Genomic DNA, 24,941 nt, shown 5'->3' on the forward strand with positions numbered 1-24,941 from the left:
GCTTTCAGGGTTTTCGGGTATTTTTTGTTTTTCCCAGAGTAGTTTTGCCAGCTATCCCCGGGTAGGTTGTAATCATCTATTGAGTCTGCTCGTTATTTTAGAACAATAATTAAGTGCCTTAACTAAAATTGATAGAGGTAAGAATAATGATTAAAATAAAACAGATGATTATCCTGTTTGCCACCCGGCGCAGTTGGAGCACAATCATGCTGCTTTTGCTGCTAACCCTCGTTACAGGATCGTTTTTTCCGCAGGTGGTCATTGATACGGACCCGGAGCATATGCTGCCCGCTGATGAGCCTTCGCGCATTTTTCATAATGAGGCGAAAAGGAAGTTCTCTCTTTCGGAGATAGTGGTGCTGGGGGTTATCAACGAGGATAACCCCTACGGGGTATTTAATCCCGATACCTTGAAGCGGGTCTATGAGCTGGCGAATTTTGCCAAAACACTGCGCTGGGACAACCCGGATGATCCGTCCAAAAAGGACGGGGTGATTGAAGTGGATATGGTGGCCCCGTCGCTGGTGGAGCATATCAGTCAGGACGGTCCCGGAGCCATTTCTTTTGACTGGCTCATGCCCCATCCGGTGCATACACAGGATCAGGCCGACGTGGTGCGTGCGAAGGTTTTTTCAAATCCTATTCTGGCGGGGCATATGGCTTCGCAGGACGGACAGGCCGTCTGCCTTTACCTGCCCCTGACCGATAAATATCAGAGCTACCGCGTTTATTCCGCCCTGCATGAAAAGATCAAAGAACTTGGCGGGAATGATGAATATCATATTACCGGACTTCCTGTGGCGCAGGATGCTATCGGCATTGAGATGTTCTCCGAGATGACTCTGGCATCGCCGTTGGCCATGGGGACGATCTTCCTGCTGCTGTTCATGTTTTTTCGCAGTTTGTCGTTGACCTTCCTGCCCATGATCATAGCCACCCTGTCAGTGGTCATCACAATGGGGGCCATGATAGGTTTCGGGTATGAAGTACATATCATGAGTTCCATGATCCCGGTTTTCCTGATGTCCATAGCGGTGGTGGATTCCATACATATATTATCGGAATTTTTTGACCATTATTCGGCGGAGAAAGGCAGAAAGGAGACAATTGTCGAGGTCCTGAATATTCTTTTCATGCCAATGCTCTATACCTCGCTCACATCCGCAGCGGGCTTTATTTCCCTTGCCCTCACTCCCATTCCCCCGGTTCAAATCTTCGGCGTGTTTGTCGGGCTGGGCATTATGGTCGCGTGGCTTTTGACCATCATGTTCGTCCCTGCCTACATCATGGTCCTGCCTGCCCGTTTCTTCAGCAACTTCGGGTTTGCGAAACGCAGACAGGGTAAAAGTTCCCTTATGGCAAAGGTGCTGCAGAAAACCGGGGGAGCTTCATTCCGCCACGCAAAACCGCTGCTGGCAATGTTTGTAATTTTGATAGTTGTTTCCATATGGGGAATCAGCAAAATCCAGATTAACGACAACCCGGTAAAATGGTTCGCGTCCAGCCACCCCATCCGGTTGGCCGATACCGCTTTGAAGGATCATTTCAAAGGAACTTACCCGGCATATCTGATCCTTGAAAGCGAGGGGCCCGAAACATATTTATTTGAATCTGAAAAACGTAAGCTGGGTGAAAAGTTCATTGCTTTCGCTGATAAGCTTACCCCGGAATTCTCATCTGCACACACTATCGCCAAGCAATTTCTTGTGGAATTCATGGACTCTCAGCAATCCGGGATTTCAGAACAGGACTTTCTTGACCGGGCGGTACAGCTGGCTGAACAAAAAGCCAAAAATTCCGATGACGACGGCTTTTATCTCTATGAGGAATTCGCAAATTTTTTCAGTCTAGAAAAAGAGGGACAAAAACCGTTTAAAAATCCTGAAATGCTGGCTTATCTCGGTGGCTTGCAAAAGGCGATTAAAGAGGCCGGTCTGGTGGGCAAGAGCATTGCCCCCACTGATCTGGTCAGCAAAATTCATCAGGAGCTTACCGACGGCAGTGAGGCCAACTACCGTGTGCCCGAAACCCTGCAGGGAGTGGCTGAGTGTTACATGCAGTTCCAGCAGAGTCACCGCCCGCACGACCTGTGGCATTACGTGACCCCGGATTACAACGGAGCCTGCGTGGTCTTCATGCTCTCCAGCGGGGACAACAAGGTCATGGAGGCCGTAACTGATTTTGTATCCGACTACTTTACCAAAAATCCCCCGCCCATGCCCGTGGCCTACAACTGGGCCGGACTGACTTACATCAACGTGGCCTGGCAGAACCAGATGGTTGAAGGGATGCTGCGTTCCTTTATCGGCAGTTTCGCCATCGTGCTGATTATGGCGGTATTCCTTTTCCGTTCGGTGAAATGGGGTGTCCTGTGCATGGTTCCGCTGACCATTACCATTGTCTTCATCTACGGATTCATCGGGCTGATCGGCAAGGATTACGACATGCCGGTGGCGGTGCTGGGGGTACTTACGTTGGGGATGTCCGTTGACTTTGCCATCCATTTTGTAGAGCGCAGCCGGAAAATCTATTCAGAGACCGGATCGTGGCGCGAAACCCTGACCCGCATGTACGGAGCCCCGGCAAGGGCCATCACCCGCAACGTGCTGGTCATTTCCATCGGCTTTTTGCCCATGCTTATCTCGGCACTCATTCCCTACCGCACCACCAGCCTGTTGTTGTCGTCCATCATGTTGCTTTCCGGCGTGCTTACGCTGGTAGTCATGCCGGCAATTATCACTCTGGCCCCGAAATGGTTCTTCGCCAGAGACAAGGTAGTTGTTCCTGAAGAATCTACTGCGACAACTGTCCCGGTGGAAGTAAATCGTTAAGAGGTGCCTCCGGCGGCCCTTCGGGGAGCCTACCGGCGGTCCCTGCCGGGGGCCTTAAAACCTTTTCCAAAAGGGTTTAAGAATCCCAAAACGTTTTAATAGGGCTTCGCCGTTTTGTAGGACAAAATATTATTTATAAAGAGGTATAAAATGAAATCATTAACATTAAAAATCGCTACTCTGATGCTTGGATTAGCCGTGTTGGCAACCGCTGCATGGGCGGAAACACCGGAAGTGCAGATTATCGTCAACCGGGCTAACCATATGGCCCTTTATCAGGGTGAAACCTGCAAGGGCAAAGTGCACCTTGAAATCACCGACAGTCAGGGCCGCACCCGGCTGCGCGACCTGAGCATCCTGCGCAAGGACGTGGGTGCGGATGACGGGAAGCAGATGTACATGTCCTATTTCAAATCCCCCGCCGATGTGCGCAAAATGGTTTTTCTGGTCCACAAAACCACTGTTCCGGGAAAGGATGATTCCCGCTGGCTGTATATGCCCAGCCTGGATATGGTCAAAAGGATTGCCGCCGGAGACAAGCGCACCAGCTTTGCGGGTTCTGACTTTCTTTATGAGGATATCTCCGGGCGCAGCCTGCATGAGGATGTGCACGAATTAGTCGGCACCGAGAACGGCTTTTATGTCCTAAAAAACACGCCCAGAGATCCCGGTGACGTGGAGTTCTCCCACTACGTGGCTTACGTGGATGAGAAAACATATATTCCTATGAAAATGGAGTATTTTAAGGGCGATGGTAAACCTTACCGGACCATGGAAGTGGTTAAAGTGAAGAACATCGCTTCGGGCAAAAATGGTGAAACCTACCCCACGGTGACAGTTTCCAAGGTGCTGAACCATGAAACCGGAAGCGAAACCGTGATGACCTTCTCCGATGTCAGCTATGACCTGCCGGTTAAGGAAAGCATCTTCGGTGAAAGATATTTGCGCAGACCTCCCCGGGAACTAATGCGATGAACCGTTTGATGATTACATGCATGGCCATGTGGGTGGCACTGGGGCTGTTCGCAGTCCCGGCTGCCCCGGCCATGGCGCAGGATTCGGTTGTGGTTCAGGAGTCCAACAGTACCGAGAGCGTGTTTGATCTGTCCGATTTTTTTGACCAGTTCGCTCCTCCAGAGTTCAACGGCTTTATTGATGCCAGAATGGGCGGGCGCACCCGGACTGACCCGGAGGAAAAACAGGTATCAATGGCCGAGGTCCGGCTTCAGGGTGAGGCGTTTACCTACACCGACTGGGCGGACTTCAAATACAAGGGCGATATCAGGGCGGACGGGGTCAATGATAAAATTGTCTATGAAACCCGTGAACTGTGGGCCTTCTCCCGGCCCACGGATTATATGGATGTTAAAGTGGGCCGCCAGATTCTCACTTGGGGAACAGGCGGACTTGTGTTCCTGAACGATCTATTTCCCAAGGATTGGCGTTCCTTTTTCATGGGTCGGGATGCGGAATACTTGAAGGCTCCGTGCAACTCGGCCAAAGTCAGTTTTTTTACCGAACTGACCAATATTGACATGGTCTACAGCCCGAAATTCGAGCCGGACAACTATATTGACGGCGAATACATTTCCTACTGGAGCAATACCGAAGGCGGCATCGTGGGGCGTGATAATATTCTGGATACGGATATTCCCGGAGACTGGTTCTCTGACGATGAGATTTCGGCCAGAATATACCGCAATATCAATAACTACGAACTGGCCCTTTACGGTTACTGGGGCTACTGGAAAACTCCTTTGGGAATGAATTCCGATGATGAGGCCACCTTTCCGGGACTCAATGTATACGGAGCCAGTATCCGGGGCCAGCTCGGTCCGGGTATCGGTAACGCGGAGATAGCCTGGTATGATTCCTTTGAAAGTGAAGGAGGCACCAATTCGGAAGTTGCCAATTCCCAGATCAGATATCTTGTGGGCTATGCTCAGGAGCTTTGGACCGACAGCAATTGCGAGGTGCAGTACTACGTGGAGCAGATGCTTGATTATGCCAACTATCTGGATTTCCATGATCCCGAATATCCCAAGGACGAATTCAGGCATGTGATCACCTTGCAACTGTCTCAGCAGTTCTGCAACCAGAACCTGACCTTGAGCTTTGATTCCTACTATTCGCCAAGCGATAATGACGCCTACCTGCGGCCCGGAATGAAGTACAAGATTTCCGACCGCACAACCATCGGCTTCGGTGCAAACCTGTTTATGGGGGCTGAAGAGCAGACCTTCTTCGGCCAGTTCTGCAATAATTCTAACGTATATAGTTCATTGCGTTACAGTTTTTAGCTTGACCGGAATGGTTAAGTTTCTTTATTAATCCGGTATGGATAATAAAGAAGAAGCAATAAGATACATGACCGGACGATTGATGCGTATCATAAACAAGCACAGCCGCATTGAGGATCAGCCCATAACTCTTGGCGAGGGGGTTGAAATCACTCCGCATGAGATACGTTGCCTGCACACCATCGGGCTGAATGAAGGTGCCAACTTAAAGACCGTTGCCACCATTCTGGGAGTCAGTAAAAGTGCTGTATCCCAAATGATAGGCAAGCTTGAAAAGCGGGGCCTGGCTCGCAAGGATCATGCTCCCGATAACCGCAAAGAGCTTCTGGCCGGGCTGACGGAAAAGGGCTGGGAAGCTTTTAGGATTCATCAGGAGTTTCATGAGCGGCATATGCGTAATCTCATCGACCGGCTGGGTGAATTTACTGATCCGCAGCTGGCAACAGCTTCCGCTGTCCTCGCCACAGTAGAAACTGTGGTGGATGACCGGTTGGATGAGATGATCGGGAAAATTGAATAGAGGGGCAAACGGCAAAGCTTCCAGACCGTGAAGCATGCTGTCTTCCGCCCTATTTTTTTAAAAGTATAGTTAAGCATCTTAACTATACTGAAGTAAGCAGGAGAAATTTATGATCAGTCTAGGCATAGATATCGGCTACTCAGCTGTAAAAGTGGCAGCAGTTGATGAAAACAAGGAAGTGGTTTGGAGCAGATATGTACTGCACCGGGGCGAAGCTGCTGCAAAACTGCGGCAGATTCTTGAAGAATTGCCGCCTGAGATGAAGTCAGGGGTATTGTACGGCGCGGTAACGGGAAGCATTGGCAAGGGCATGGCCGATGAAAAGGGAGTGCGGTCCGTGAATGATATTGCCGCTGTTGTTGAGGGCGCGCTGCTGCTTGTCCCGGAGTGTTGTGCCGTTGCTGAAATCGGCGGGCAGAGGGCTGGCTATATTACCGGATTTTCAAAAGACAGGGAGACCCGGCTTGAGTTTTCCCTGAACCCGGATTGTTCTGCTGGTACCGGTTCCTTTCTTGAAGAGCAGTCCTCGCGCATAGGTATTGAGATTGAGGATTTTTCTCGAATCGAATGCGGAGCGAACTCCACTCCCCGCATTGCCGGAAGGTGCAGTGTTTTTGCTAAGACGGACATTACCCATCACCAGCAGGAAGGGGTTTCCATACCGGATATTCTGCGTGGTCTGGCCTATGCCACGGCCCGGAATTACCGCAATGCGGTCATGCGCGGTTTGCCCCTGAATTGTCCGATATTTATTGCCGGGGGAGTTGCCCGCAACAGGGCGGTAGTTTCTTCATTGCGTAAGGTCCTTCGTCTGGGTGAAAATCAGCTTCTGACCCATGAAAAGAGCGAACGGGCCGGAGCAATAGGAGCGGCTGTAATCGCTCTTAAAGAGCGGCTTGAACTCGATTACGGGAAGCTTGTTTCACAGCGGATTGTCCCGTTTGCTGCAATCGGTCTGGAGAAAGCGACCTTAGCTCCACTGGCAGGACTGGGTTCCGGGGATGCGGCGGGCAAGCATTTCTGCGCCCCTGTTCCTGAGGTCGAAGAGCCCATTGAATGCTGGCTCGGTGTGGATGTGGGGTCCACAAGCACCAATGTGGTTCTGGTTGATGCCAGAAACAGGGTGCTTGGGTACCGTTATCTGCGTACTGCGGGTAATCCGGTCAAGGCGGTCCGGGTCGGGCTCAAGGAGTTGGGGGAGGAATTCGGGAACAGGGTCCGGGTTAAAGGTGCCGCCACTACCGGGTCAGGCCGCAACATGACCGGGAAGTTCATCGGGGCAGATGTGGTCCGGGACGAAATTACGGCTCAGGCCCGCGCTGCGGTGAGTCTCTATCCTGATGTTGACACGGTGTATGAGATCGGCGGTCAGGATTCAAAGTTTATATCCTTTAAGCATGGTGCGGTCTCGGATTTTCAGATGAACAAGGTCTGCGCCGCCGGAACAGGATCCTTTATTGAAGAGCAGGCCAAGAAAATCGGCATTGCCCTAGATGATTACGCTGACATTGCCTTTAAGAGCGAGCAGCCAGTCAATCTAGGTGAACGTTGCACGGTGTTCATGGAAACAAGTATATCGGCCTGCCTTGCGCAGGGCGAGCCGGTGGAAAATATCGCAGCCGGGCTCTGCTATTCCATCATAAAAAATTATATCAACCGGGTTGTGGGCCGTAAGAAATCCGGGGACATGATTTTGCTGCAGGGCGGGGTTGCCTATAATCAGGCCGTGGTCAATGCTTTTCGCTCTGTTACCGGTAAGGAGATCATTGTTCCTCCTTTTTTCAGTGTCACCGGGGCGTTGGGGGCCGCTATTCTGGCCCGTGAGGAAATGGACTCCGCTGAAACCGGCTTCAAGGGATTTGAGCTTGATGGCGCAGTTGCCGTACATTCCAATAGGAATGAGCAGGAGTCTGCAGGACTATTAGCACCGGGAAGTTTCAACCGTCAGGTGCAGGATTTCATTTTCCGAGATTACGACCCGGATCTCAACCCGGCCAAAAAGACTGTGGGCATGCCGCGCACCCTGTTTACTTTCGGGATGTTTCCCCTGTTCCATACTTTTTTCAAGGAACTTGGAGTAAACGTGCTGCTCTCTGAACCCACATCCGGTGAGACCATCAGGCTGGCGCAGGAATATTCGTTGGATGAAACCTGCTATCCGATAAAACTGATCAACGGACATGCCGCTGAACTGGTGGAACAGAACGTTGATTACCTGTTTTTCCCGGACCTGTTCACCGCCTTCCATCCCAATTCAAAGTCCCGTCAGACTTACGGCTGCCCGTACATGCAGCTGGCCTTCAAAATTATCAACGAGGCCATGAAGCTCAGTGAAAAGGAAATCATTTTGCTTTCCCCGACGATTGCTTTCAGTCAGGGGCAGGATTTCATGCAGAATCAGTTTGTGGAACTGGGCCGCCAGCTTGGCAGAACAGCTGAAGAGTCTCTGGCAGCCATCAAGGCTGGGATGCAGAATTATCAGCAACTACAGAAGCGTATGGAGGAACGGGGCCGCCGGACCCTTAACTCCCTTGATCCGAATGAAAAGGGGTTTGTGATCATTTCCAAGATTTACGGCGTTGCTGATCCGGTTCTCAATATGGGCATCCCGGATAAACTGGCTGAGATGGGCTACAAAACAATCCCCCTCTACGACCTGCCGGAAACGGACATTTTTGACGATTACCCCAATATGTTCTGGCCTTTCGGGCAGCATATGATGGCGGCGGCGAAACTGGTTTCCAGACATCCCAATCTCTATCCCATCTTCCTGACCCATCACGGCTGCGGCCCGGATACGGTTTTCTCCCACTATTTCGGGGAAATCATGAAGGATAAGCCGTCCCTGACCATCGAGGTGGATGAACATTCTTCAAGCGTGGGCGTGCAGACACGGGTTGAGGCTTTTGTAAACAGCCTGCGTCAGCTGCCGGTACTTGAATCCCTGCCCATTGAAGATCTGGTGGATAAACGGTTTTCCAGTCCGGTCAATATTTCCACCGACTGCACGGGGTTTGATTCCGCAACTGTGCTTTTGCCCAATCTCTATCCCTATTCGGAAATAGCCTGCGCTATGTTCAAGGGGGCTGGGGTAGATGCCGCCGTACTCGGTCCTACCTGCGCGGAGAGTATTGATCTGGGGCGCAGGTTCTCTTGCGGCAACGAGTATTTCTCGCTTACGGCCCTGCTGGGGGATGTCCTTTATTCCTTGAAAAATTGTTCCAACAGTCAGTCGCCGTGCGTTCTCATCCCCCAGAACGAGGGCGCCGAAGTGGACGGGCAGTACAGCCGTTTCCTGCGTTGTGTTCTCGATCATCAGGATCAGGAAGGGGTGAAATTGATTTCTCCGTATCTTGAGGAAATGCGAAATCTGGATTTCCGCAGCGCACAATTGCTTTTCCTCTGCCTGCTGGCCGGGGATCTTGTGTTGCTCAGTCCGGAGAATCTGCGCGGGGAACATCTTAAGTTCGTTAAAGAGCAGGTTGATGCCGATGAACTGTCTTTCGAAAAACTTGAGTTGTTGGCCGCAAGGATCAGCGAGCAGTTGAGTCGTGCTGCCAAAGCCGAAACCGGCAATACCGGAACCGTCATGGGCATCGGTGAACCGCTGGTGCTTTTCAACAGCGCACTCAACGACAATATCTTCAACAGACTGGAAGAAAAGGGGCAGCGGGTGATTTATGCTCCATTGAGCGAGTACCTGTGGAACCACTGGTACGACTACTACAACTACAACAAGACCGAAGCGCATTCCTCCATGCGCAGCAACATCGCCGTGTTCAAGGAATATCTGGAAAGGATATCCGCAAAGCTGGGCGTACATAGCCATTACGAGCGAGAGTTCGGCACGCTCAAAAAAATCGCGGATCGCGGGCTTGGCTATTATGCCGGAGGATTCGGGCGCTATCGCGGTGCCAAGATAATGGAAGAGGTGTCCGGGGTAAAAGGCGTTATTTCTGTGACCTCCATGTACGAGAACACCGGGATCAGCCTCGGGATTCTCAAGGACCGTCTTGATGACAAGCCTTACGCTCCCATCCTTTCCCTGACCTTTGACGGCAACAGGAACGAGAATAACCGACTCAAAGTGGATTCATTTATCTACAATCTTTAATTGAAAAAACGAGGTCTTATATGAATAAGGAAAATCACACAGAAACACGGTGCAATGGCGGTCACGGTCATCATGGTCGGCATGGTCGAGGTCCTTCAAGTTTTTGGATGCAGGACCCGGATATGGTCTTCATGGGGCTTGCTTTGAAAAATGGGACCACCTTTCTTGAATTAGGCTGCGGTCCCGGAGATTATTGCATTAGGGCAGCACAAACTATTGGCCCCGAAGGAATGGTCTATGGTCTGGACAGCAATGTTCAGCGGCTCACTGAGCTGGATAATCAGGCAAAGAAGGAGGGATTTAAAAATATCAGGGCTGTGCTGGGAGATATGCTCGGAGAGCTCCCCTTTGAGGATGACAGCGTGGATTTTTGCCTTATGAGCACCTCCTTGCATTGCGTGAATCTGGAGTTGGAGGGACATGGAGTTTTCAAGGAAATCAGACGTGTCCTGAAGTTTTCCGGGCAGGTTGCGGTTCTGGAATGCAAGAAGGAAAAAAGTGACTTCGGTCCGCCGCTGCATATGCGTATTTCCGATACAGATATCAAGACTGTAGCTGAACCGCTGGGGTTCAGTGAACTTATGTATATGGATTTGGGTTATAATTATTTGATCCGTCTAAAGAAAGAGGAAATGTAGTGAATATTCTTAATTTGTACGGCTCGTTGAACGGGCACACTGAAAAGGTTGCCTTTGAAATCGAGAAAGCTGTTGCCGGGGCTGGACATGCGATCAGGACCGTCAACGTAAAGAAAGATGACAGTGTAATCGATCTGCTGGAATATGATTTAACTTTCATCGGCTCCGGGGTATATACTTGGCTGCCGGGAAAGCCCGTACTGAACTGGATGGAAAAACAGATGGCCCATGCCCGTAAGAATGATCTGATCCTGCCCGGTTCGCCGCGCGTGCCGGGTAAATTCGTCTGCGTGTATTGCACCTATGCCGGACCGCACACCGGTGAAGCTGAGGCAGTTCCAGCTCTCAAGTACATGGGGCAGCTTTTTGATCACCTTGGGATTACCGTGGCGGATGAATGGAGCGTGGTCGGGGCGTTTGTCCCAGAAAAAATGCGTCATTTCAACGCATCCGGGCGGCTTGGGAATATCGAAGGACGGCCCAATGCTGAAGATTTGAAGCAGGTGCGTGAAAAAACGGGCGGTTTGCTGGAATCAATCAGGAGCTATAGTGTGGTTTAAAGATATTGGGGAAAGCCAGTAAGGGGCCTTATTGATGCTTCTTTCTTGTTTTGGGGGACCTCGGCTGCGCTGGCGCATAGAAGGGCAGGGGATGTATAGCTCCGTCCCCTTGCTCCCAAGGAAAGCAGACTACCAAACACCGCAACAAGAGCTAGGATTGGAATCAGCGAAGAAATCGGAATCAGAGTCTACGATCAATAATATCATAGACTTACTCCGTAATGTCAAAATCGGGTGGGGAACCGCAGTGGTTCCCCGACTGGTTCCCCAAAAGAAAAAGGACTCACGATTTTCATCGTAAGTCCTTGAATTCTCTGGTAGGCACGAGCAGCTTTGAACTGCTGACCTCTTGCGTGTCAAGCACAGGCTAACGGTCTTAATAGCTTGAATTTATTGGTCTATTTTTCTTGAGGGTCAACATTTTTCAGTGATGTTATAGGGGTGTTATAGGCATTGGTTGACCATCGGTTGACCGTCCCGGTTGACCTTGCTTTTTGAGGATGATTCTGGGACTCGTGGAGTGGTGTTGAAGATGGTTTTCATGCGTGCCGCATCTCCGATCATCCAATCATTTTATGTTTAAATCCAAACGCAACACATCCCTTATTTGCTACGTGCATTTTATATTCATCAAGAAAGCACCAATTAATATCTATAGATTTATCTTGATGCGTTTTAAATCCTGACAGCATAGCACGAACGGATAATTCTGGAGGCATCCTGTACGAATCTCCAATTAAGGTTGTAGCGATTGAATTGATTCCTTCGCGCAAGGCTAGGCCAACTCCATTCTGAATTGCTTTCGCTAGAATTGATTCGCACTTGTCTGGACTGAAAATTTCCCCATTTACGTGGTGCGGTAGTGCAGAAATGATGAGAAGCCTATTCCAAGGCAGATCATATTCATCAACTTCAATAAATTTAGCGTCACCAAAAGGAATCGGCTTATGACAAAGGATTTCTTCAAATAAGCCCATCCGCTCCTGTGGAGTTTCACATGGTATAGTTTTTCTGAGAGCGGTTGCAGCTGCACATCCACCAAAGGCACAGATATTACCATCCACTGGTCCGATCAAGGCATCTGATCTGACTTTTGATATGTCGTTTTTGTGTATGGTTATTTTCATCTCATGACTTGTTATTTTAGTACGTGATTTACTGAGCACATCTTTCACATCGAATGGTCTCATGATTTTCCTCAAGTCTTGCCTTCGGAATTGTCTCACCACAGTCTATACATGCTCCATAGAGTCCCATTTCATGTGTCGCAAGAGCGGAATTTACTTCCTTGAGGTTGGCCTTCAACTCATTCATTCGCTTTGCTGTAAATGGATCGTCTGCCGCAGATACAAATTTTTCAATTTTTTGTTCAAGATCATGTTGCATATCTGTAAGTCTGCGTTCTTGGTTCGCATAAAAATCGTCTGAGCTTTTGGAAGATCTATGTTTTGTTGACATAATGCAGTTAGGTTAGAAGTTACAACAAATTAACCATTTGCGATGATGTAATACGGAGCCCAGTAGTAGGGAAGCTTATATTTCGATTTAAGCTTGTTTACTGCGATATGAAATGCTTCAGTAACATCTTTTTTATTCTTCAAAGTGGTATAAAATTCCCGGACAAATTCACCCGCTGACTTGGAATCAACTTCCCAGAGAGTTAAAATCAAATATTTGTTGTCGTTAATCAAAAGCGGACGCAGGATACCGAGTATTTCACTTGAATTCTTTACGTCATTTCTTGTTTTCCCTGTGGTGCAGGCTGCGGTAAAAATTAGTTCCTTGTTTTTCAGCTGGGAAAATTTGGCCATTTCCTTTGCATAAAGAAAGGTGTCATCAGCAAAGAGGAGTTTTGATGCTTCCGGTTCAGTATAGTCGAATATTCCATGGGTGGATAGATGGACTATGTTTGCCTGAATTTCTGAGGAAAGGTTTTCCAGTGTGGCCTTTTCATGCGCAAAGAACTGTCCGTCAGGGTAAAGGGTTTGCAAGTATGAAAGCTCTTCATCTGCATCCGGTAAGGGCTCGTACATGTTGCTGCTGGGATTGAAATATCCTGCTAAAGCGACATCCTTCATTTTATTGTGCGGTGCAATCATGAATGCATTTAAAACTCTGACAGATGATACACCAAGGTAGGCTCCAATAGGATGGCTGGAAATCCATTTATCGGTTGAGATAATTGTATTAGCTGCGATTCTACCGGGGATAACAGATTTGATGGTTCTTATATCACGGACAGCGGGCATCTCGAAATCGACTATGCGTTCATAGCAATTTTCCAACGCCTCTTTCATGCGCAGGGACTCCTTTTCAGACAACCGTTTCATGTTAATAGAGTTCTTATCTTTCACCGTGATGTACGTATTGCTGTAGATTGGAATCTCAATACTTGTTTTGCTGTGTTTAGATTTACGTACGAGAGATCTGACAGACGTATAAGTATTTGCCAGTTCGGTTTTGGCGTGATCTAAAGTTATTTTTCTGGTTTTTTCTGCGTCTGCACGAACATAAAAATCAATCAATGAAGGTGTGTTTGAAAGTTTCTGTTTGAAAGTATCGTAGTCCGGCAGGTCCGAATTGGTGGTCATTGTATCACTAATTGATTTGTTTTCAGCGTACATGCTCGCCTTATCTTCAAGGATCATGCGGGATTTGTTAAGCGAGATGTAGTATAAAGCTTTCGTAAAATCCTTTTGTTTGTAGTAGGCATCAACGAGATTATTGATGTATGAATTGATCAGTTTATTATATGCCCACCTGTGCGTGCTGCTTTCGATATTTAAATATGGTTTTAAAACAATTTTAAAAGCCAATTCTTCGAAAAGTACATTTGATGTTTTGAGGTAAGTAGCATGCAGATAATTTGAAATGGCTAGAAAATTTATTTCGTCCAGATCTACATCATCCAAGTTGATTTCATCATTAAGGAAAAATGTGTATCCATCAGCAATCCAGTCTGTACTTCCGGTTGCCTTGTATAGTTCGTATTCCCCCCTGATTAATCTGGATATGAGTTCATTTTTAGTCTGCATATCTAAAGCTCTGGCAATGTCATGCTGAACAGCCGAAATATGATTTACAAGTTGCTCTTTTGTATATGTTTTACCTGTGAATTTACTGCCTTCTTTTAGCAAACTTTCATTCTGGTCCAGTCTTTTTTGGGCATGCTTACGAATCTGGACATATGACGGGTCAAAGTACTTCTCCTTATATGACGGTACAGCAAGAAGGACATTGTTAGCCGAGTAATGTTTTAATTTGTATTTTGAATCTGTACATTCAGATGAAATCTCAAGAAGATCCTGATCAGCCTTTGCAGCTTTTTCAAGCTCAAGGGTATTGTAGCTGTACAGGTCTGCAAGTTGGTTAAGAATAAGAGCTTTTGCACAGTTGTCCTGTTGATTATCCAGTTCTCCCAGCAGCAGACTGTCTGCTTGAACGAAATCCTTTTGCTCTTTAGCTGCTGTGATGCTGTTTATGGTTTCAATTTGGTGTTGTATGGATGTGTCTTGGATTCCGAATTGGGTTTTGGAGAACTTGTAATCAGTTAAATAATATTTACTCAAGTCCTGGTTTTGAAATCCGCAGCTTGAAAGTGAAAATATTACCAATAAAATTATGTGTATATGACGAGTATCGTGTCCTTTTTTCATGCCTTACTCAAGTGTTGTAGACTTTATTCCTGTGGTAACATTTAGTTTCTGTAGAGAGTTAATCAAAAAGGACACGTTATCTTTAGTTAGTTGAGTCAAAAGTTTATGATGTCTTGATTTATTAAAGAATGATGACATAGCAAACATAGGGTTATTGAAACCTTTTGATGTCATTTTTTTAATTGTTTCTATGTCATAAAAAGCAATTTTGCTTTCATCGGCATAAGCTGATTCCACATTCACTCTTTTTATATTTTGAAATCCTTTAGAATAACTCTTAAGGACAACTGTATAGAATTCAAATTGAGAACAATTAGGGGATATTACGTAGTTAACTGTATTGTTTAATTTCAATATGACATCGTTGTAAAAATCAACATCATATATATTGTATTCGCCTGAAAAATATTTTGCATAATGAGTGTTCTGTTCTTCCATTCTTTTTGTTAGCTGATAAATATCTGCAGTATAGGGATGGGTAGAAGATAACCTTTTTTTCAGTCCCTCGAATTGTTTTTCGTTAAAATCCATATTAACTTCTTTTAATTTTTCTAACTTGTTAAGTTTTTTTAAAAAAAAGTGATGATATTTTCGAGTTTCATCGAAAGAACAGAGATTAAAGTGTTGGGATAATTTTGAGTGTATTTTTTTAGTTAAATCCCAGTTTGGTGTTAATTCCCTTCCGTTAAATACATAAATTGGCTCTAATATAGCTTTACCATTACGTAAATTTTCTTTTGTAACTTCTAAGGAAACTAAGTCTAAAGTTAATATGCCTCGAAACGAATTAGTAACATTTTCCATAAGGTTACTAGAGCGTAATTCCTTAATATTTATTTTTTCCCAAGTGTCGAATTCATCATCTTTGAGGATTATTTTATTATCTATGACATCATCCCTATTGTAATATATAAGATAGCTCTCTTGAGAAAAAGACTTAGCATATTTTTCAGAAAAAGTAACTTTCCTATGATATACAGCTATACTTCTACCATCGCTAAATTCTTTTTTTACGTCTGGTTCTCCCAGTTTATCAATCACATCAGAACGTTTGGCACCAATAACTGCAAAATTAGTTAAATCTTCTTTCCTGCTAAAATTGTCTAGCTGTGCGTAGGTTTTCTTTTGTATTTCCAGATATCCCGGAGAACAGCTGCTTATAACAAAAATATAAAATATTAAAATAAAAATACGCATTACTTCCCCTCTTTTTAGTCATTATGAAAAAGTATCCCTATACAATTAGACTACATCCAAGGCGTAATATTCTGCGCCCTTCTCACCAACTCCCCCCTTTCTTCCTGTTATGATTTAAATAACATAATGCCATCCCTTACTTTCACTTACCCGTCCTCAAATACAAACCATCCCGAAACAACCGAGCCCCGGACATCGCCGCAGCACCATGAAAATAATCCACTAAATCCAAAGGATTGATTCTTTTCAATTTAGCGATTTTCTTCTGGTCCTTTTGGGTTCGTCTAATGCTTCTTGTTCCTTTATGAATATTAACGGCATCCACTTCCACGGTTAACTCTGGAAGCGGGATATTTTTGTCTGATGCGAAAACCAGAATATTGTCAGTTCCGCATGGAGCTTCCGGTGTGCATTCTACAATTATTTCTGTTCCAGCTTCTTCTGGTGGAATTGTGTACAAAGTTTTTGGTTGCAAGAAATTGGTAGGGTCTTCTTCGGTTGGGAAAATCAGATTTATGTTGTTGTCACTGTCCACAGCGTAAATGTACACATAGAGAGGTGCTGCAACTTGAACGAACAGAGTAACGATTTCCCCTGCACGGTATGTAACATCCACATCTCCTTTTGTGGTGAAAATCCTGATCATATTGTCAGGTAAGGGCTGAGAGGTATGCAAACCCAATATACTAGCCTGTTTTTTTGCTTGCTCATCTTCAGTAGGAAGGCTGATCATCGCGAGTGGGATTATCTCTTCGCTTGAGGAGATAATTTTTCCATCATGATCAACTATCTCAAAATTCACAGTCACATGATCTGCGCTGATGTAGTATTTCCCCTCTAGAATTGCTTCAGAGTCGGTGACAATAGTCTGACTTCCTTTTAGGTTGCTGACTTTTTTTGCCTTGCGCTTAAGTGCTCGAGTTCCTCTTTGGGCAACAGGGATTGGTCTTGCGATAATGATTGAATCATACTTCGCAATTTCATTTTTGATCTTGAAGAGAAAATTTTCAGAAAACGGTGAGGTTGACTTTAGCTTTGCATCAACAAGCGGATTAATAAATACGCTTATTTTTTTATCATTCATCAAGTGCGAATTGAACATGCTTGGAGAACAGGCAAGATCGGATGCAATATTTACAGTCTTCGTCCTTAGATTTTCTTTTAAAAGCTCTGGTGATATTTGTTTGTTTTCAATGCTAGATGTAAAATTTAATGTTTTTCCATCACAAGTCTTTTCAACATTAAAGAAGAAGGACGTTTTGTCTCCCTCATCAAGAAAAGAACCTGTGAGAATATAGTCTGGGTTGTCGGCTGTAATATCGAATCCACTGGAACTGAGTTCTGATCTCAAATAGAGAGCTAAGTGAGTGGATAGCACTGGAACTGTTTTATCTAAAGAATTTGTAAAGCTTCTTGGCTTGAAATATATTTTTCCAGCAGGAATTTTTTTAGTGATTTGCTGAGCTATTTCTTGAGAAAGTTCTTCTGGCGAAGAAGGAGATAAAAAAGAAAACGCTTGTACATTTTTGGGATCTGATAAGGCAATTAAAGCAATTAATAGCAAGTAAATAAGTTGGTTGAGTCTTTTGTTGATGCAGTTGATCGTCATGGTCGTTTTGTGGTATTTTTATAGGTTAATGCTGATTTTTAATTTAAGTACATTGCTAAGCTTATTTTTTCAATATGAACTTTATGCCGCTTTAAGCTTTGGTCGGTAAGAATATAATCAGCTCCACAGACCACACCACTAACGTCAGCACCAGCACCCATCGATCTGATCCACAGAATCATCAAAAAAATCGAAAGATAATCAAATCACCCCAGTGACCAAATCAAACCAATCAGGATAACCTTCAATTTTCATGATTATTTAACAGTATGAAATTGAGGGAGAAATCTTGATGGTTATTCATTGTGATCTACTGTTGCGGATGGTCTATTCCTATACCCGCAAACAGGCAATCGAAGACGGAAATTTAATTGATGTGACCGAACAGGCGAAGGAAACCGGATTCAAGGTTCCAGTGGCTGTTTCACTGAACCTGTATGAAAGATACATCACTCCACCGAAAGGACTTGAAGGCGAAGGGCAGAGCGTTACTGGTCGGCTCCATGACCTGTTCAGCATGTGCTTGTTAGCGATACAGGATAAGCAAAATGAGAGCAGGATAAGCTTTCAGGTCTTATTCTTAACCAAGGGAACGCCGAGGACCCTTGAAGAAGTAGAGGTCGTCTGCCAGTGCGGGCCGGATGATGACATGAAGCCCTGTATTACCCTGATGCTGGCGGATGATGATTAGGTCGCTGGTAAAATGAATAAACAGGTGTAGCAGTAGGCATTGGTCTTTTCAACGCTTCCGAGAGACCGCTTGCCTGAAAAGCAAGGCGTCAGGGAAGTATGTTGTTTTAGCGAAGAAACGATATCTTGAGAGATTTGGTCAATAAATACAGATGTTTTATTTCGCCGTGGGGCAGGGCTAATGCAACAGCCAGAGGATTAAAAATAGCCGGGGGTCAACATGTAGACCCCTGTTGACCCTAAAATGTTGACCCCAAACGCAAAAAGGACTCACGATTTTCATCGTAAGTCCTTGAATTATCTGGTAGGCACGAGCAGCTTTGAACTGCTGACCTCTTGCGTGTCAAGCACAGGGTAACGGTCTTAACAGTTTAGATTAATTGGTCTTTATTTCTTGAGGGTCAACATTTTTCAGTGATGTTATAGGGGTGTTATAGGCATTGGTTGACCATCGGTTGACCGTCCCGGTTGACCCTGTTTTTTGAGGATGATTCTGGGGCTCGTGGGATGGGGGTGAGGTTGGTTCTCCATCACCGATTAACCACCAGCTACCGAATAATCTTTTCAATATCCTTTCTACTAACATAAACACCATGGACCCGTGTGGACTGTTTGCCTGTTGTCTTAACGAGCATATCACCAGCACCTAGCAAATGCTCTGCTCCGACTTCATCTAAAATTATTTTTGATTCTGAACTCTTTTGCACAGTTAGTGCTATTCTTGCCGGAATATTACTCCTGATTAACCCACTGAACGTTTTTGAATCAGGTCTTTGTGTCGCTAAGACCAGATGAATTCCAGATGCTCTTGCAAGCTGGGCTAGTCGAACGATTTGATCTTCTATTTCACGGTCTTGTAATACTAAATCTGCAAGTTCTTCGATAAAAACAGCAATGTAACTAATTGAAATGCCCTTTTTACGTGCTTCTTCAATGTTGCTTACACCGAGTTCTTTGAAGACTTGATAACGATGGTCCATTTCTTCAACTAGATTGAATATGCAGTCACGAGCTTCTTCAATTCCGACAGCCACTGTTTCGTTATATAAATATTTTGAATTTCTGTAGACAGAGAATTCAACCTGTTTGGGATCAATTAAGGCTAAACTTAATGAATCTGGTGTATGTTGCGAAACCAAAGAAGCGATGAGGGCATGGAGGCAGACGCTTTTACCTTGACCAGTTGCTCCTCCAACCAAAAGATGGGGTGCTTTAGATAAATCAAAGGTAAAAGGATTGCCCATAACATCAACTCCCGGAAAGACTAATAGCTTGTCAGGGGAAGGATCGATGTTTTGGCTCCAATCTTTTAACCTGTCAAAGGAGCATGACTCCCACGATGCTTGTGGTCGAGGAATGTCTAAATAAACAGTTTTTGATTCATCTCCGGGGCTGAGAATAGGTAATCCTTCTTGGAGGTTCAGAACTAAGCTGAGTCTTTCAAGTCCCTTGCGGAGTTTATCGATAATATTAATGTCTGGTAAGTATACTTTGTATCTGGAAACCCTTGGTCCATGGGTGACGTCTTTAATTTCCGCTTTGACTGCAATGTCTGCAAGAGCTGCTAATAACTGTGTTGAAATATCGTTTGGTTCCTTTGGAGATTCTTGAGCTGTTTTGGTAGAGGGATTTTCATTGCTATTTGCAAACTCTGGAAGTTCTGCTCTTCTGTTGATTAATGTCTCTAAAAAACGATCATAATCTTCACTGCTTGCAGACCAATCTTCAGCTAGAAGTCCTACTCCACGATGCCAGTGTCGTCTTATCGATTCTCGAAAACCATCCATGTTAGTGATTGGTTTTGCGGAAAATTTAATTGAGTGCGTTACACATAAGCCAACCCAAATTGCGACATCTTCTGAGCTGAAAAGTGAAGTAGCTGGAACTTCCAGACCTTTAGCATCAACCTTCTCCTCTGGAAGTTTTCCCATTGATAAGGAACGGCTAATAGCGAGCCTTGCAACGCTTGCTTTCGTTGAAAGACCAAGGTGCTCCATTATTCTAACAGTTTCTTTATCGGCAGCCCTGCTTGTCCTGAAACGGGAGTTAAGGATTTGCTGTATTGATAATGTACTCATTTTAGGCTCCCTCAAAATATTTATTTTCAAGAGCTGTTGTTCTGCCAATGCCGTCACCAACATCAATATGTTCGAGAAGGTACGTTTTCAGAATATTTGGTTCAATCTGGGTATAAAATTCGTGGTCAATCTCTTTGTCCTGAGACAAAAGGATTACCTGTCGTTTTTTATCATGGGTCCAAAAATTCAAAATATTCTCTCTGTGCTTACTGTCTAAACGTCCTAATGGGGTGTCTACTACCATTGGAGCTTTTACACCTGAAACTTTTGCTAGACCAGCGATCAGAGCAGTTGCAAAAATTTGGTTTTCGCCAGCTGATCGGTCAAAAGATATTTCTTTTCCTGATTTACCCAAAATAGTTGTGCTTCCATCGTTATCAATTTCAATTCGTTCAACTTGATTTTTGTGAGCCAACTGTTTGTATACTTGGGTCATCGCTTTAGCTAATTCCTGAACTTTAAGCGGGAAAAGTGCAGGAATAATTTTATCAATGGTTTTTCTGACTCTTTCAGATTTGTCCATTATTGCTCTAATAGGGCTTGAGTCTTCGAGCTTTTTCTTTTCTCGCTCATATTCTGCCCTTTGTGATTTTACCTGACTTTCCAGAGTGTGTAATCTTCTGTCATCCGCTCTGGAGGCTTCGCTCAAGGAATCTAGCTCTTCCTGAGCTTTTTTGAGCTCGTCTTTAAGGTGGGTTAATGTTCCATCCCTATCAATCCCTTCGAGTTTAGATATTTTTCTACTCAAGTCCTCAGCTCGTTTAGTTAGCCGCGCCTGTTCATCAATATTATCTTGTATTTCTTGTTGGCCTAAAGATAAGGTCGCTAGAAAATTTAATGCATCATCCCTCTGATCTTCGTGCAAATATGAATGAATTATTTCTGATGCACAGTCAGACGGTGGAGGGTAAAATAGACTTGCCCAAGCTGTTTCTATCCTTTTATCAATTGCTTCTTTTTGATCTACTGTTAGCTCTGGGTCAATTGAAGGTTTTTCTGCGCCATGAAAGGCTCGTTCAAATTCATTTTTTCTAGGTTCTAAGGTCCTCTTCTCTGCTTCCCATGAAAAGTATTTCGACTCCGCTGTTAATTGGTCTTTAAGACTTTCCATGACGTTTTTAGATACAAGATGAAAGGGGAGTTTACCAACAAGAGTCTCTTCAAGATGTTTTTGTTTATCTCGCAATTCATTACGCAGTTGTTCGCGCTCCTCAACCAGTTCCTTGACAGTAGCAACATCGCTACATGCACCACCAGCAGAGGTAATCCGTTCATAGAGGGCTTCACGTTGCGCTTTTAATGTACGGATTCTGTCTTCAGAACTTTTGTCTTTTTCCTGTAACCTTTTTAATTCATCTTCATTTTTGAACAACATATCGCCTAATTGAGCGAGTTTGTTCTCGTCAACGTTATTGACCCCAAGGCGTTTTTGCATCTCAAAATTTCTTAAACGATCTGACAAAGAACGTAACAGGACAACTCCAAGCAAGCCTTCAAGACCTTGTTTGACTTGTTCAACCCGCCCTTGGTCTGCAAGCTTCTTCACTTCTTCGCCATCAAAAAAGAAGAATGGGGCAATATGTGCTGGCACTAAAAAGTTGTCGAGCATGTCAGATAGATGAAAATTGTTTCTGCCATCTACACGAGGAGTTCCTGGAACATCTTTTTTGATTTCCCGAACAATTGCTTCTTCTTCGGCAGCCCAAGTGCCATTAGACCTGAAATACCATTTTCTTGAGATGTCAATGGCTTTATTTTTGGTCTTGTTGATCACAATGCGTACAATCATTGTGTCTCGACCTTCTCTTTTGGATTCTCCGTTAAACGCTCGTTCTAAAAAAGTAGGGTATCCTTTAACGTCATCAATATTTAAACCTGCTCTGGCAAGATGGGTCATGGAGTCTTTACCGAAGAGGCAAAGGTACAGTGCTTCAAGGAGGGTTGTTTTTCCATACCCATTCATACCACCAATTAATACCACATTCTTCCCAGATTCTGGCTGGGGAAAAGTTAGCATTTGGTGTTGATATGATTTAAAATTAGTCAGTTCAATTAAAGAAATCCACATGGGTAATTCCTACCTTGGTAATTAGTCAATTCTTCCTAAAATCTCTTCGAATCGTGGGTAGATGCCAGCAGCTCGTTCTTGGTGCTGTCTTTCTCTCTGGAGAACGACAAGTTCTGTTATTACATCAACAGGTATTTTATTTTCTGCGCAAACCTGCTCAAAAACAGCACGAGTGTCATCGTCAGCCCATAAAGGGAGGTCACTTAAATAGCTATCATCCATTTGCTATTCCCTTGCCTTGTTGGAGTTCTTTGGACCAGTGTTTATGTATCAATTCTATCTCTTCTTCAGAAATTAGCTCTTCACCGAATTGTTTTTGAACTATTAATAGACGTTCAAGTATTTGTCTACGCGCATTAATAGTAAATGGGCCGGGGACATGGCTACCTGTCGCACCAAAAGTTAGTTTCCCATTTCTTCTAAGGGCTTGTCTCATTTCTGGGTCATTTCGTATTTCTTTTAACCAGCCTCTGAATTCGATGAGCGGTTCGTATTCCTTTAATCCAGAATCTACGAATCCTTGAAGGCTTTTGTCTTTTTCGACAACAGTGCATGTCCAGCATCCAAAGCGACTTCCGCAAGCTGGAGCATCGTCAGCGGTGAGGACAACAGGACATTCTCCGCCTTCTGAGTCTTTGTAAAGTTTGACAAGTGCACTGTGGTTGCCACCCCAAGGGGCATCGTACATGAGTAGTAATTCCCAGACATCACAGGTTGTTAAGTCTACTATTGGGCGATATATGAATGCGCCTTTTAGTTTGTCATGAGGGGATAGTCGCTCTCCCTTTAGATTGCGATGTTTATTAATGGAACGTAGCCGGGATTGACTTTCATCCTTACGGACTCCAAGAACAACTATCGCAGCACCGTGTTCTGAAACATGGTTTTTAATGTAGGTGCTTGTGGGGAGTACCTTTAGGCGATCTGTGCACCACCTCATAGTTTGGTTTGGACTTGGGTAGCCTTTCCCAATTAACAATACCCAAAATGTTTTATCTATTTCTGGTTTGGTCCTAACAACTGATATCGGTAGTCCAAGTGCTTCAACTGCCTCTGAAATTCTTTGAGTAGTTTGGTCTAAGTGAGAAATGACAAGAGGACTTTCTACTAACGTGTCATTGGAAACAATATGAACTGGTCTAGTTCGTTTGAAAGGAGGGATGTCAAGTAAGGCATCAAATACAGCGTGGGCGAGTAGGGTGCTGTCTTTACCCCCAGAAAAGCCTATTATCCAAGGGTGGGACTGATCTGTGCTAAGATATTCGTCTTTAATTTCAGCAACGATTGCTTTCCATTTTTCATCGGCAGTAGCTTCGTCAGTTATATTTGTAGAAGTGCAAGTGGTCATATAAAAAAGGCTCTATCTTTATTGGTTTAGAAAAGATGTAAATCTTTTAAATTAATGTGTTTTGTTTATGTTTGTTGTTGTGGTGTGTTTAATAGCAACCCGTCCTAGTATATTTTATATGACTCAATTTCAAGATTAGCTTTTAAGTGATTGTTTTACGAATTGCAAAATGATTATTTTTGTAATCCTTGTGAGTCTGTTTTAGTGCAGGCAATTTCTCATTGGTCTATCGAAGAAATATCATAATTTGCTGAGCCACAGAATCACCAAAAAAAATCAAATCCCCCCCGTGACCAAATCAAACCAATCAGGATAACCTTCAATTTTCATGATTATTTAACAATATGAAATTGAAGGAGATTTACTGATGGTAATTAACTGCGATCCACTGTTTAGGATGATCTATTCCTATACCCGTAAGCAGGCAATCGAAGACGGAAATTTAATCGATGTGACCGAACAGGCCAAACAGACCGGATTCAAGGTTCCAGTGGCTGTTTCATTGAACCTATACGAAAGATACATCACACCACCTACCGGGCTTGAAGGCGAAGGGCAGAGCGTAAAAGGACGGCTCCACGATCTCTTCAGCATGTGCTTGTTGGCGATGCAGGATAAGCTGGACCAAAGCAGGATCAGCTTTCAGGTTTTGTTTTTAACTAAGTCACAGCCGAGGACCCTTGAAGAAGTAGAGGTCGTCTGCCAGTGCGGCCCAGATGATGACATGAAGCCCTGTATTACCCTGATGCTGCCTGATGACGATTAAAACTGAATAAACAGGACAAGAAAGCGTTCTGTGTTCTTTTTGGGGATTTGGGACAGGCTGCCTGAGTAATTATCGAGAAATGATCCGAGTGATACCGTAAAGCTGGCGCAGGGTGACACTATCCGCCCGGGAAATATAGTCGAGCATGAGTTTTCGTAGTTCATCCGTGGACAACTGGAACTCTGCGGTATCAAACAGTTCAGCTACTGATACTCCAAGTGCCTGTCCTATTTTTCCCAGAACATTGATGGTCGCATTGGCCTTTCCACGCTCTACATCTCCTAAATACTGCACAGATATTCCGCACAGTTCAGCAAGCTTGTCCTGTGTCAGTCCTTGAGATTTTCTCAACGATTTCAAATGTTCACCAAATACGCTTTGCAAGTCGTTCATTGTATCCTCCAGATGTAAACCTAAAGGATAGACGAGAATACTGAGTTTAAAAATAAAGTATGGACTGCTTTTTGCAGATAAATATCAATTATAAGCGATGTTTTGACCTAAGATGTCGACTTAAACGTTGGTTTGGTTGGTTTTGTTTAGGTTTTGATTGGTCTTCTGGAACT

The 24,941-nt window shown here is 44.7% G+C and carries 19 protein-coding genes; 9 read left to right on the top strand and 10 right to left on the bottom strand.

All coding sequences use genetic code 11. From position 1 onward, the window contains the following. Nucleotides 1-146 precede the first annotated feature (146 nt). The 7 genes from ACKU41_RS17390 (at nt 147) to ACKU41_RS17420 (ending at nt 10,963) form a co-directional block, all read left to right on the top strand. Nucleotides 147-2,831 carry an MMPL family transporter gene (locus tag ACKU41_RS17390; RefSeq protein WP_321402570.1) on the top strand — a complete coding sequence of 895 codons (2,685 nt, stop codon included), beginning with the start codon at nt 147-149 and terminating at the stop codon, nt 2,829-2,831. A gap of 150 nt (nt 2,832-2,981) precedes the next feature. Next, complete coding sequence (locus tag ACKU41_RS17395; RefSeq protein WP_319778816.1) at nt 2,982-3,806, top strand: outer membrane lipoprotein-sorting protein; 825 nt, start codon at nt 2,982-2,984, stop codon at nt 3,804-3,806. Further along, complete coding sequence (locus ACKU41_RS17400; RefSeq protein ID WP_321402572.1) at nt 3,803-5,131, top strand: hypothetical protein; 1,329 nt, start codon at nt 3,803-3,805, stop codon at nt 5,129-5,131. Before ACKU41_RS17395 ends, ACKU41_RS17400 begins: the two co-directional genes overlap by 4 nt. A gap of 37 nt (nt 5,132-5,168) precedes the next feature. Beyond that, nucleotides 5,169-5,651, top strand: a complete 483-nt coding sequence (locus ACKU41_RS17405) for a MarR family transcriptional regulator (protein WP_321402574.1) — start codon at nt 5,169-5,171, stop codon at nt 5,649-5,651. Between the two features lie 109 nt (nt 5,652-5,760). Then, a complete protein-coding gene (locus ACKU41_RS17410) occupies nt 5,761-9,765 on the top strand; it encodes an acyl-CoA dehydratase activase (protein ID WP_321402575.1) in 4,005 nt (1,334 codons plus the stop codon). Between the two features lie 20 nt (nt 9,766-9,785). Beyond that, complete coding sequence (locus tag ACKU41_RS17415; protein WP_321402577.1) at nt 9,786-10,403, top strand: class I SAM-dependent methyltransferase; 618 nt, start codon at nt 9,786-9,788, stop codon at nt 10,401-10,403. Further along, on the top strand, nt 10,403-10,963 hold the full coding sequence (locus ACKU41_RS17420; protein ID WP_321402578.1) for a flavodoxin domain-containing protein: 561 nt from the start codon (nt 10,403-10,405) through the stop codon (nt 10,961-10,963). The genes ACKU41_RS17415 and ACKU41_RS17420 overlap by 1 nt, the downstream gene beginning before the upstream one ends. Before the next feature lie 560 nt (nt 10,964-11,523). Here ACKU41_RS17420 and ACKU41_RS17425 read toward each other — a convergent pair. From ACKU41_RS17425 to ACKU41_RS17445, 5 genes are all read right to left on the bottom strand, one after another. Then, entirely contained in the window at nt 11,524-12,153 is a 630-nt protein-coding gene (locus ACKU41_RS17425) for a hypothetical protein (protein WP_321402580.1), read from the bottom strand. Further along, complete coding sequence (locus tag ACKU41_RS17430; protein ID WP_321402582.1) at nt 12,119-12,349, bottom strand: TraR/DksA C4-type zinc finger protein; 231 nt, start codon at nt 12,347-12,349, stop codon at nt 12,119-12,121. The genes ACKU41_RS17425 and ACKU41_RS17430 overlap by 35 nt, the downstream gene beginning before the upstream one ends. Before the next feature lie 101 nt (nt 12,350-12,450). After that, the gene (locus ACKU41_RS17435) at nt 12,451-14,532 is read right to left on the bottom strand and encodes a CHAT domain-containing protein (protein WP_321402585.1); all 2,082 of its coding nucleotides are present in this window, start codon (nt 14,530-14,532) and stop codon (nt 12,451-12,453) included. Between the two features lie 90 nt (nt 14,533-14,622). Beyond that, on the bottom strand, nt 14,623-15,816 hold the full coding sequence (locus tag ACKU41_RS17440) for a hypothetical protein (RefSeq protein WP_321402587.1): 1,194 nt from the start codon (nt 15,814-15,816) through the stop codon (nt 14,623-14,625). Between the two features lie 142 nt (nt 15,817-15,958). Beyond that, entirely contained in the window at nt 15,959-17,425 is a 1,467-nt protein-coding gene (locus ACKU41_RS17445) for a DUF4384 domain-containing protein (protein WP_321402589.1), read from the bottom strand. Between the two features lie 292 nt (nt 17,426-17,717). Here ACKU41_RS17445 and ACKU41_RS17450 point away from each other — a divergent pair, with 292 nt between their 5' ends. Continuing rightward, nucleotides 17,718-18,116 (top strand): DUF6573 family protein, encoded by a 399-nt coding sequence (locus ACKU41_RS17450; RefSeq protein WP_321402591.1) that lies wholly within the window; start codon nt 17,718-17,720, stop codon nt 18,114-18,116. A gap of 547 nt (nt 18,117-18,663) precedes the next feature. Here the strand turns inward: ACKU41_RS17450 and ACKU41_RS17455 are convergent. The 4 genes from ACKU41_RS17455 to dndC are packed head-to-tail and all read right to left on the bottom strand — an operon-like array spanning nt 18,664 to nt 23,609. Then, a complete protein-coding gene (locus ACKU41_RS17455; protein WP_321402593.1) occupies nt 18,664-20,193 on the bottom strand; it encodes an FtsK/SpoIIIE domain-containing protein in 1,530 nt (509 codons plus the stop codon). 1 nt (nt 20,194) lies between these two features. Continuing rightward, nucleotides 20,195-22,261, bottom strand: coding sequence for a DNA sulfur modification protein DndD (gene dndD / locus ACKU41_RS17460; RefSeq protein WP_321402595.1), 2,067 nt, complete (start codon nt 22,259-22,261; stop codon nt 20,195-20,197). A 21-nt stretch (nt 22,262-22,282) separates the two neighbouring features. Then, nucleotides 22,283-22,483 carry a DNA modification system-associated small protein gene (locus ACKU41_RS17465; RefSeq protein ID WP_321402597.1) on the bottom strand — a complete coding sequence of 67 codons (201 nt, stop codon included), beginning with the start codon at nt 22,481-22,483 and terminating at the stop codon, nt 22,283-22,285. Continuing rightward, a complete protein-coding gene (gene dndC, locus ACKU41_RS17470) occupies nt 22,476-23,609 on the bottom strand; it encodes a DNA phosphorothioation system sulfurtransferase DndC (RefSeq protein ID WP_321402599.1) in 1,134 nt (377 codons plus the stop codon). The genes ACKU41_RS17465 and dndC overlap by 8 nt, the downstream gene beginning before the upstream one ends. A gap of 367 nt (nt 23,610-23,976) precedes the next feature. Between dndC and ACKU41_RS17475 the strand changes: the two genes are divergently transcribed. Then, complete coding sequence (locus ACKU41_RS17475; protein WP_321402601.1) at nt 23,977-24,375, top strand: DUF6573 family protein; 399 nt, start codon at nt 23,977-23,979, stop codon at nt 24,373-24,375. A 69-nt stretch (nt 24,376-24,444) separates the two neighbouring features. Here ACKU41_RS17475 and ACKU41_RS17480 read toward each other — a convergent pair whose 3' ends face one another. Further along, nucleotides 24,445-24,768: a helix-turn-helix transcriptional regulator gene (locus tag ACKU41_RS17480; protein ID WP_321402603.1), complete on the bottom strand. Its 324-nt coding sequence runs from the start codon at nt 24,766-24,768 to the stop codon at nt 24,445-24,447. Nucleotides 24,769-24,941 lie beyond the last annotated feature (173 nt).

This window comes from Maridesulfovibrio sp. (assembly GCF_963678865.1).
GTDB lineage: Bacteria > Desulfobacterota > Desulfovibrionia > Desulfovibrionales > Desulfovibrionaceae > Maridesulfovibrio.

Excerpts from the sequence above, each read along its gene's own strand:
- ACKU41_RS17390 (WP_321402570.1), top strand. The coding sequence starts at position 147 with ATGATTAAAATAAAACAGATGATTATCCTGTTTGCCACCCGGCGCAGT.
- ACKU41_RS17395 (WP_319778816.1), top strand. The coding sequence starts at position 2,982 with ATGAAATCATTAACATTAAAAATCGCTACTCTGATGCTTGGATTAGCC.
- ACKU41_RS17400 (WP_321402572.1), top strand. The coding sequence starts at position 3,803 with ATGAACCGTTTGATGATTACATGCATGGCCATGTGGGTGGCACTGGGG.
- ACKU41_RS17405 (WP_321402574.1), top strand. The coding sequence starts at position 5,169 with ATGGATAATAAAGAAGAAGCAATAAGATACATGACCGGACGATTGATG.
- ACKU41_RS17410 (WP_321402575.1), top strand. The coding sequence starts at position 5,761 with ATGATCAGTCTAGGCATAGATATCGGCTACTCAGCTGTAAAAGTGGCA.
- ACKU41_RS17415 (WP_321402577.1), top strand. The coding sequence starts at position 9,786 with ATGAATAAGGAAAATCACACAGAAACACGGTGCAATGGCGGTCACGGT.
- ACKU41_RS17425 (WP_321402580.1), bottom strand. The coding sequence starts at position 12,153 with ATGAGACCATTCGATGTGAAAGATGTGCTCAGTAAATCACGTACTAAA.
- ACKU41_RS17430 (WP_321402582.1), bottom strand. The coding sequence starts at position 12,349 with ATGCAACATGATCTTGAACAAAAAATTGAAAAATTTGTATCTGCGGCA.
- ACKU41_RS17440 (WP_321402587.1), bottom strand. The coding sequence starts at position 15,816 with ATGCGTATTTTTATTTTAATATTTTATATTTTTGTTATAAGCAGCTGT.
- ACKU41_RS17445 (WP_321402589.1), bottom strand. The coding sequence starts at position 17,425 with ATGACGATCAACTGCATCAACAAAAGACTCAACCAACTTATTTACTTG.
- ACKU41_RS17450 (WP_321402591.1), top strand. The coding sequence starts at position 17,718 with ATGGTTATTCATTGTGATCTACTGTTGCGGATGGTCTATTCCTATACC.
- ACKU41_RS17455 (WP_321402593.1), bottom strand. The coding sequence starts at position 20,193 with ATGAGTACATTATCAATACAGCAAATCCTTAACTCCCGTTTCAGGACA.
- dndD (WP_321402595.1), bottom strand. The coding sequence starts at position 22,261 with ATGTGGATTTCTTTAATTGAACTGACTAATTTTAAATCATATCAACAC.
- ACKU41_RS17465 (WP_321402597.1), bottom strand. The coding sequence starts at position 22,483 with ATGGATGATAGCTATTTAAGTGACCTCCCTTTATGGGCTGACGATGAC.
- dndC (WP_321402599.1), bottom strand. The coding sequence starts at position 23,609 with ATGACCACTTGCACTTCTACAAATATAACTGACGAAGCTACTGCCGAT.
- ACKU41_RS17475 (WP_321402601.1), top strand. The coding sequence starts at position 23,977 with ATGGTAATTAACTGCGATCCACTGTTTAGGATGATCTATTCCTATACC.
- ACKU41_RS17480 (WP_321402603.1), bottom strand. The coding sequence starts at position 24,768 with ATGAACGACTTGCAAAGCGTATTTGGTGAACATTTGAAATCGTTGAGA.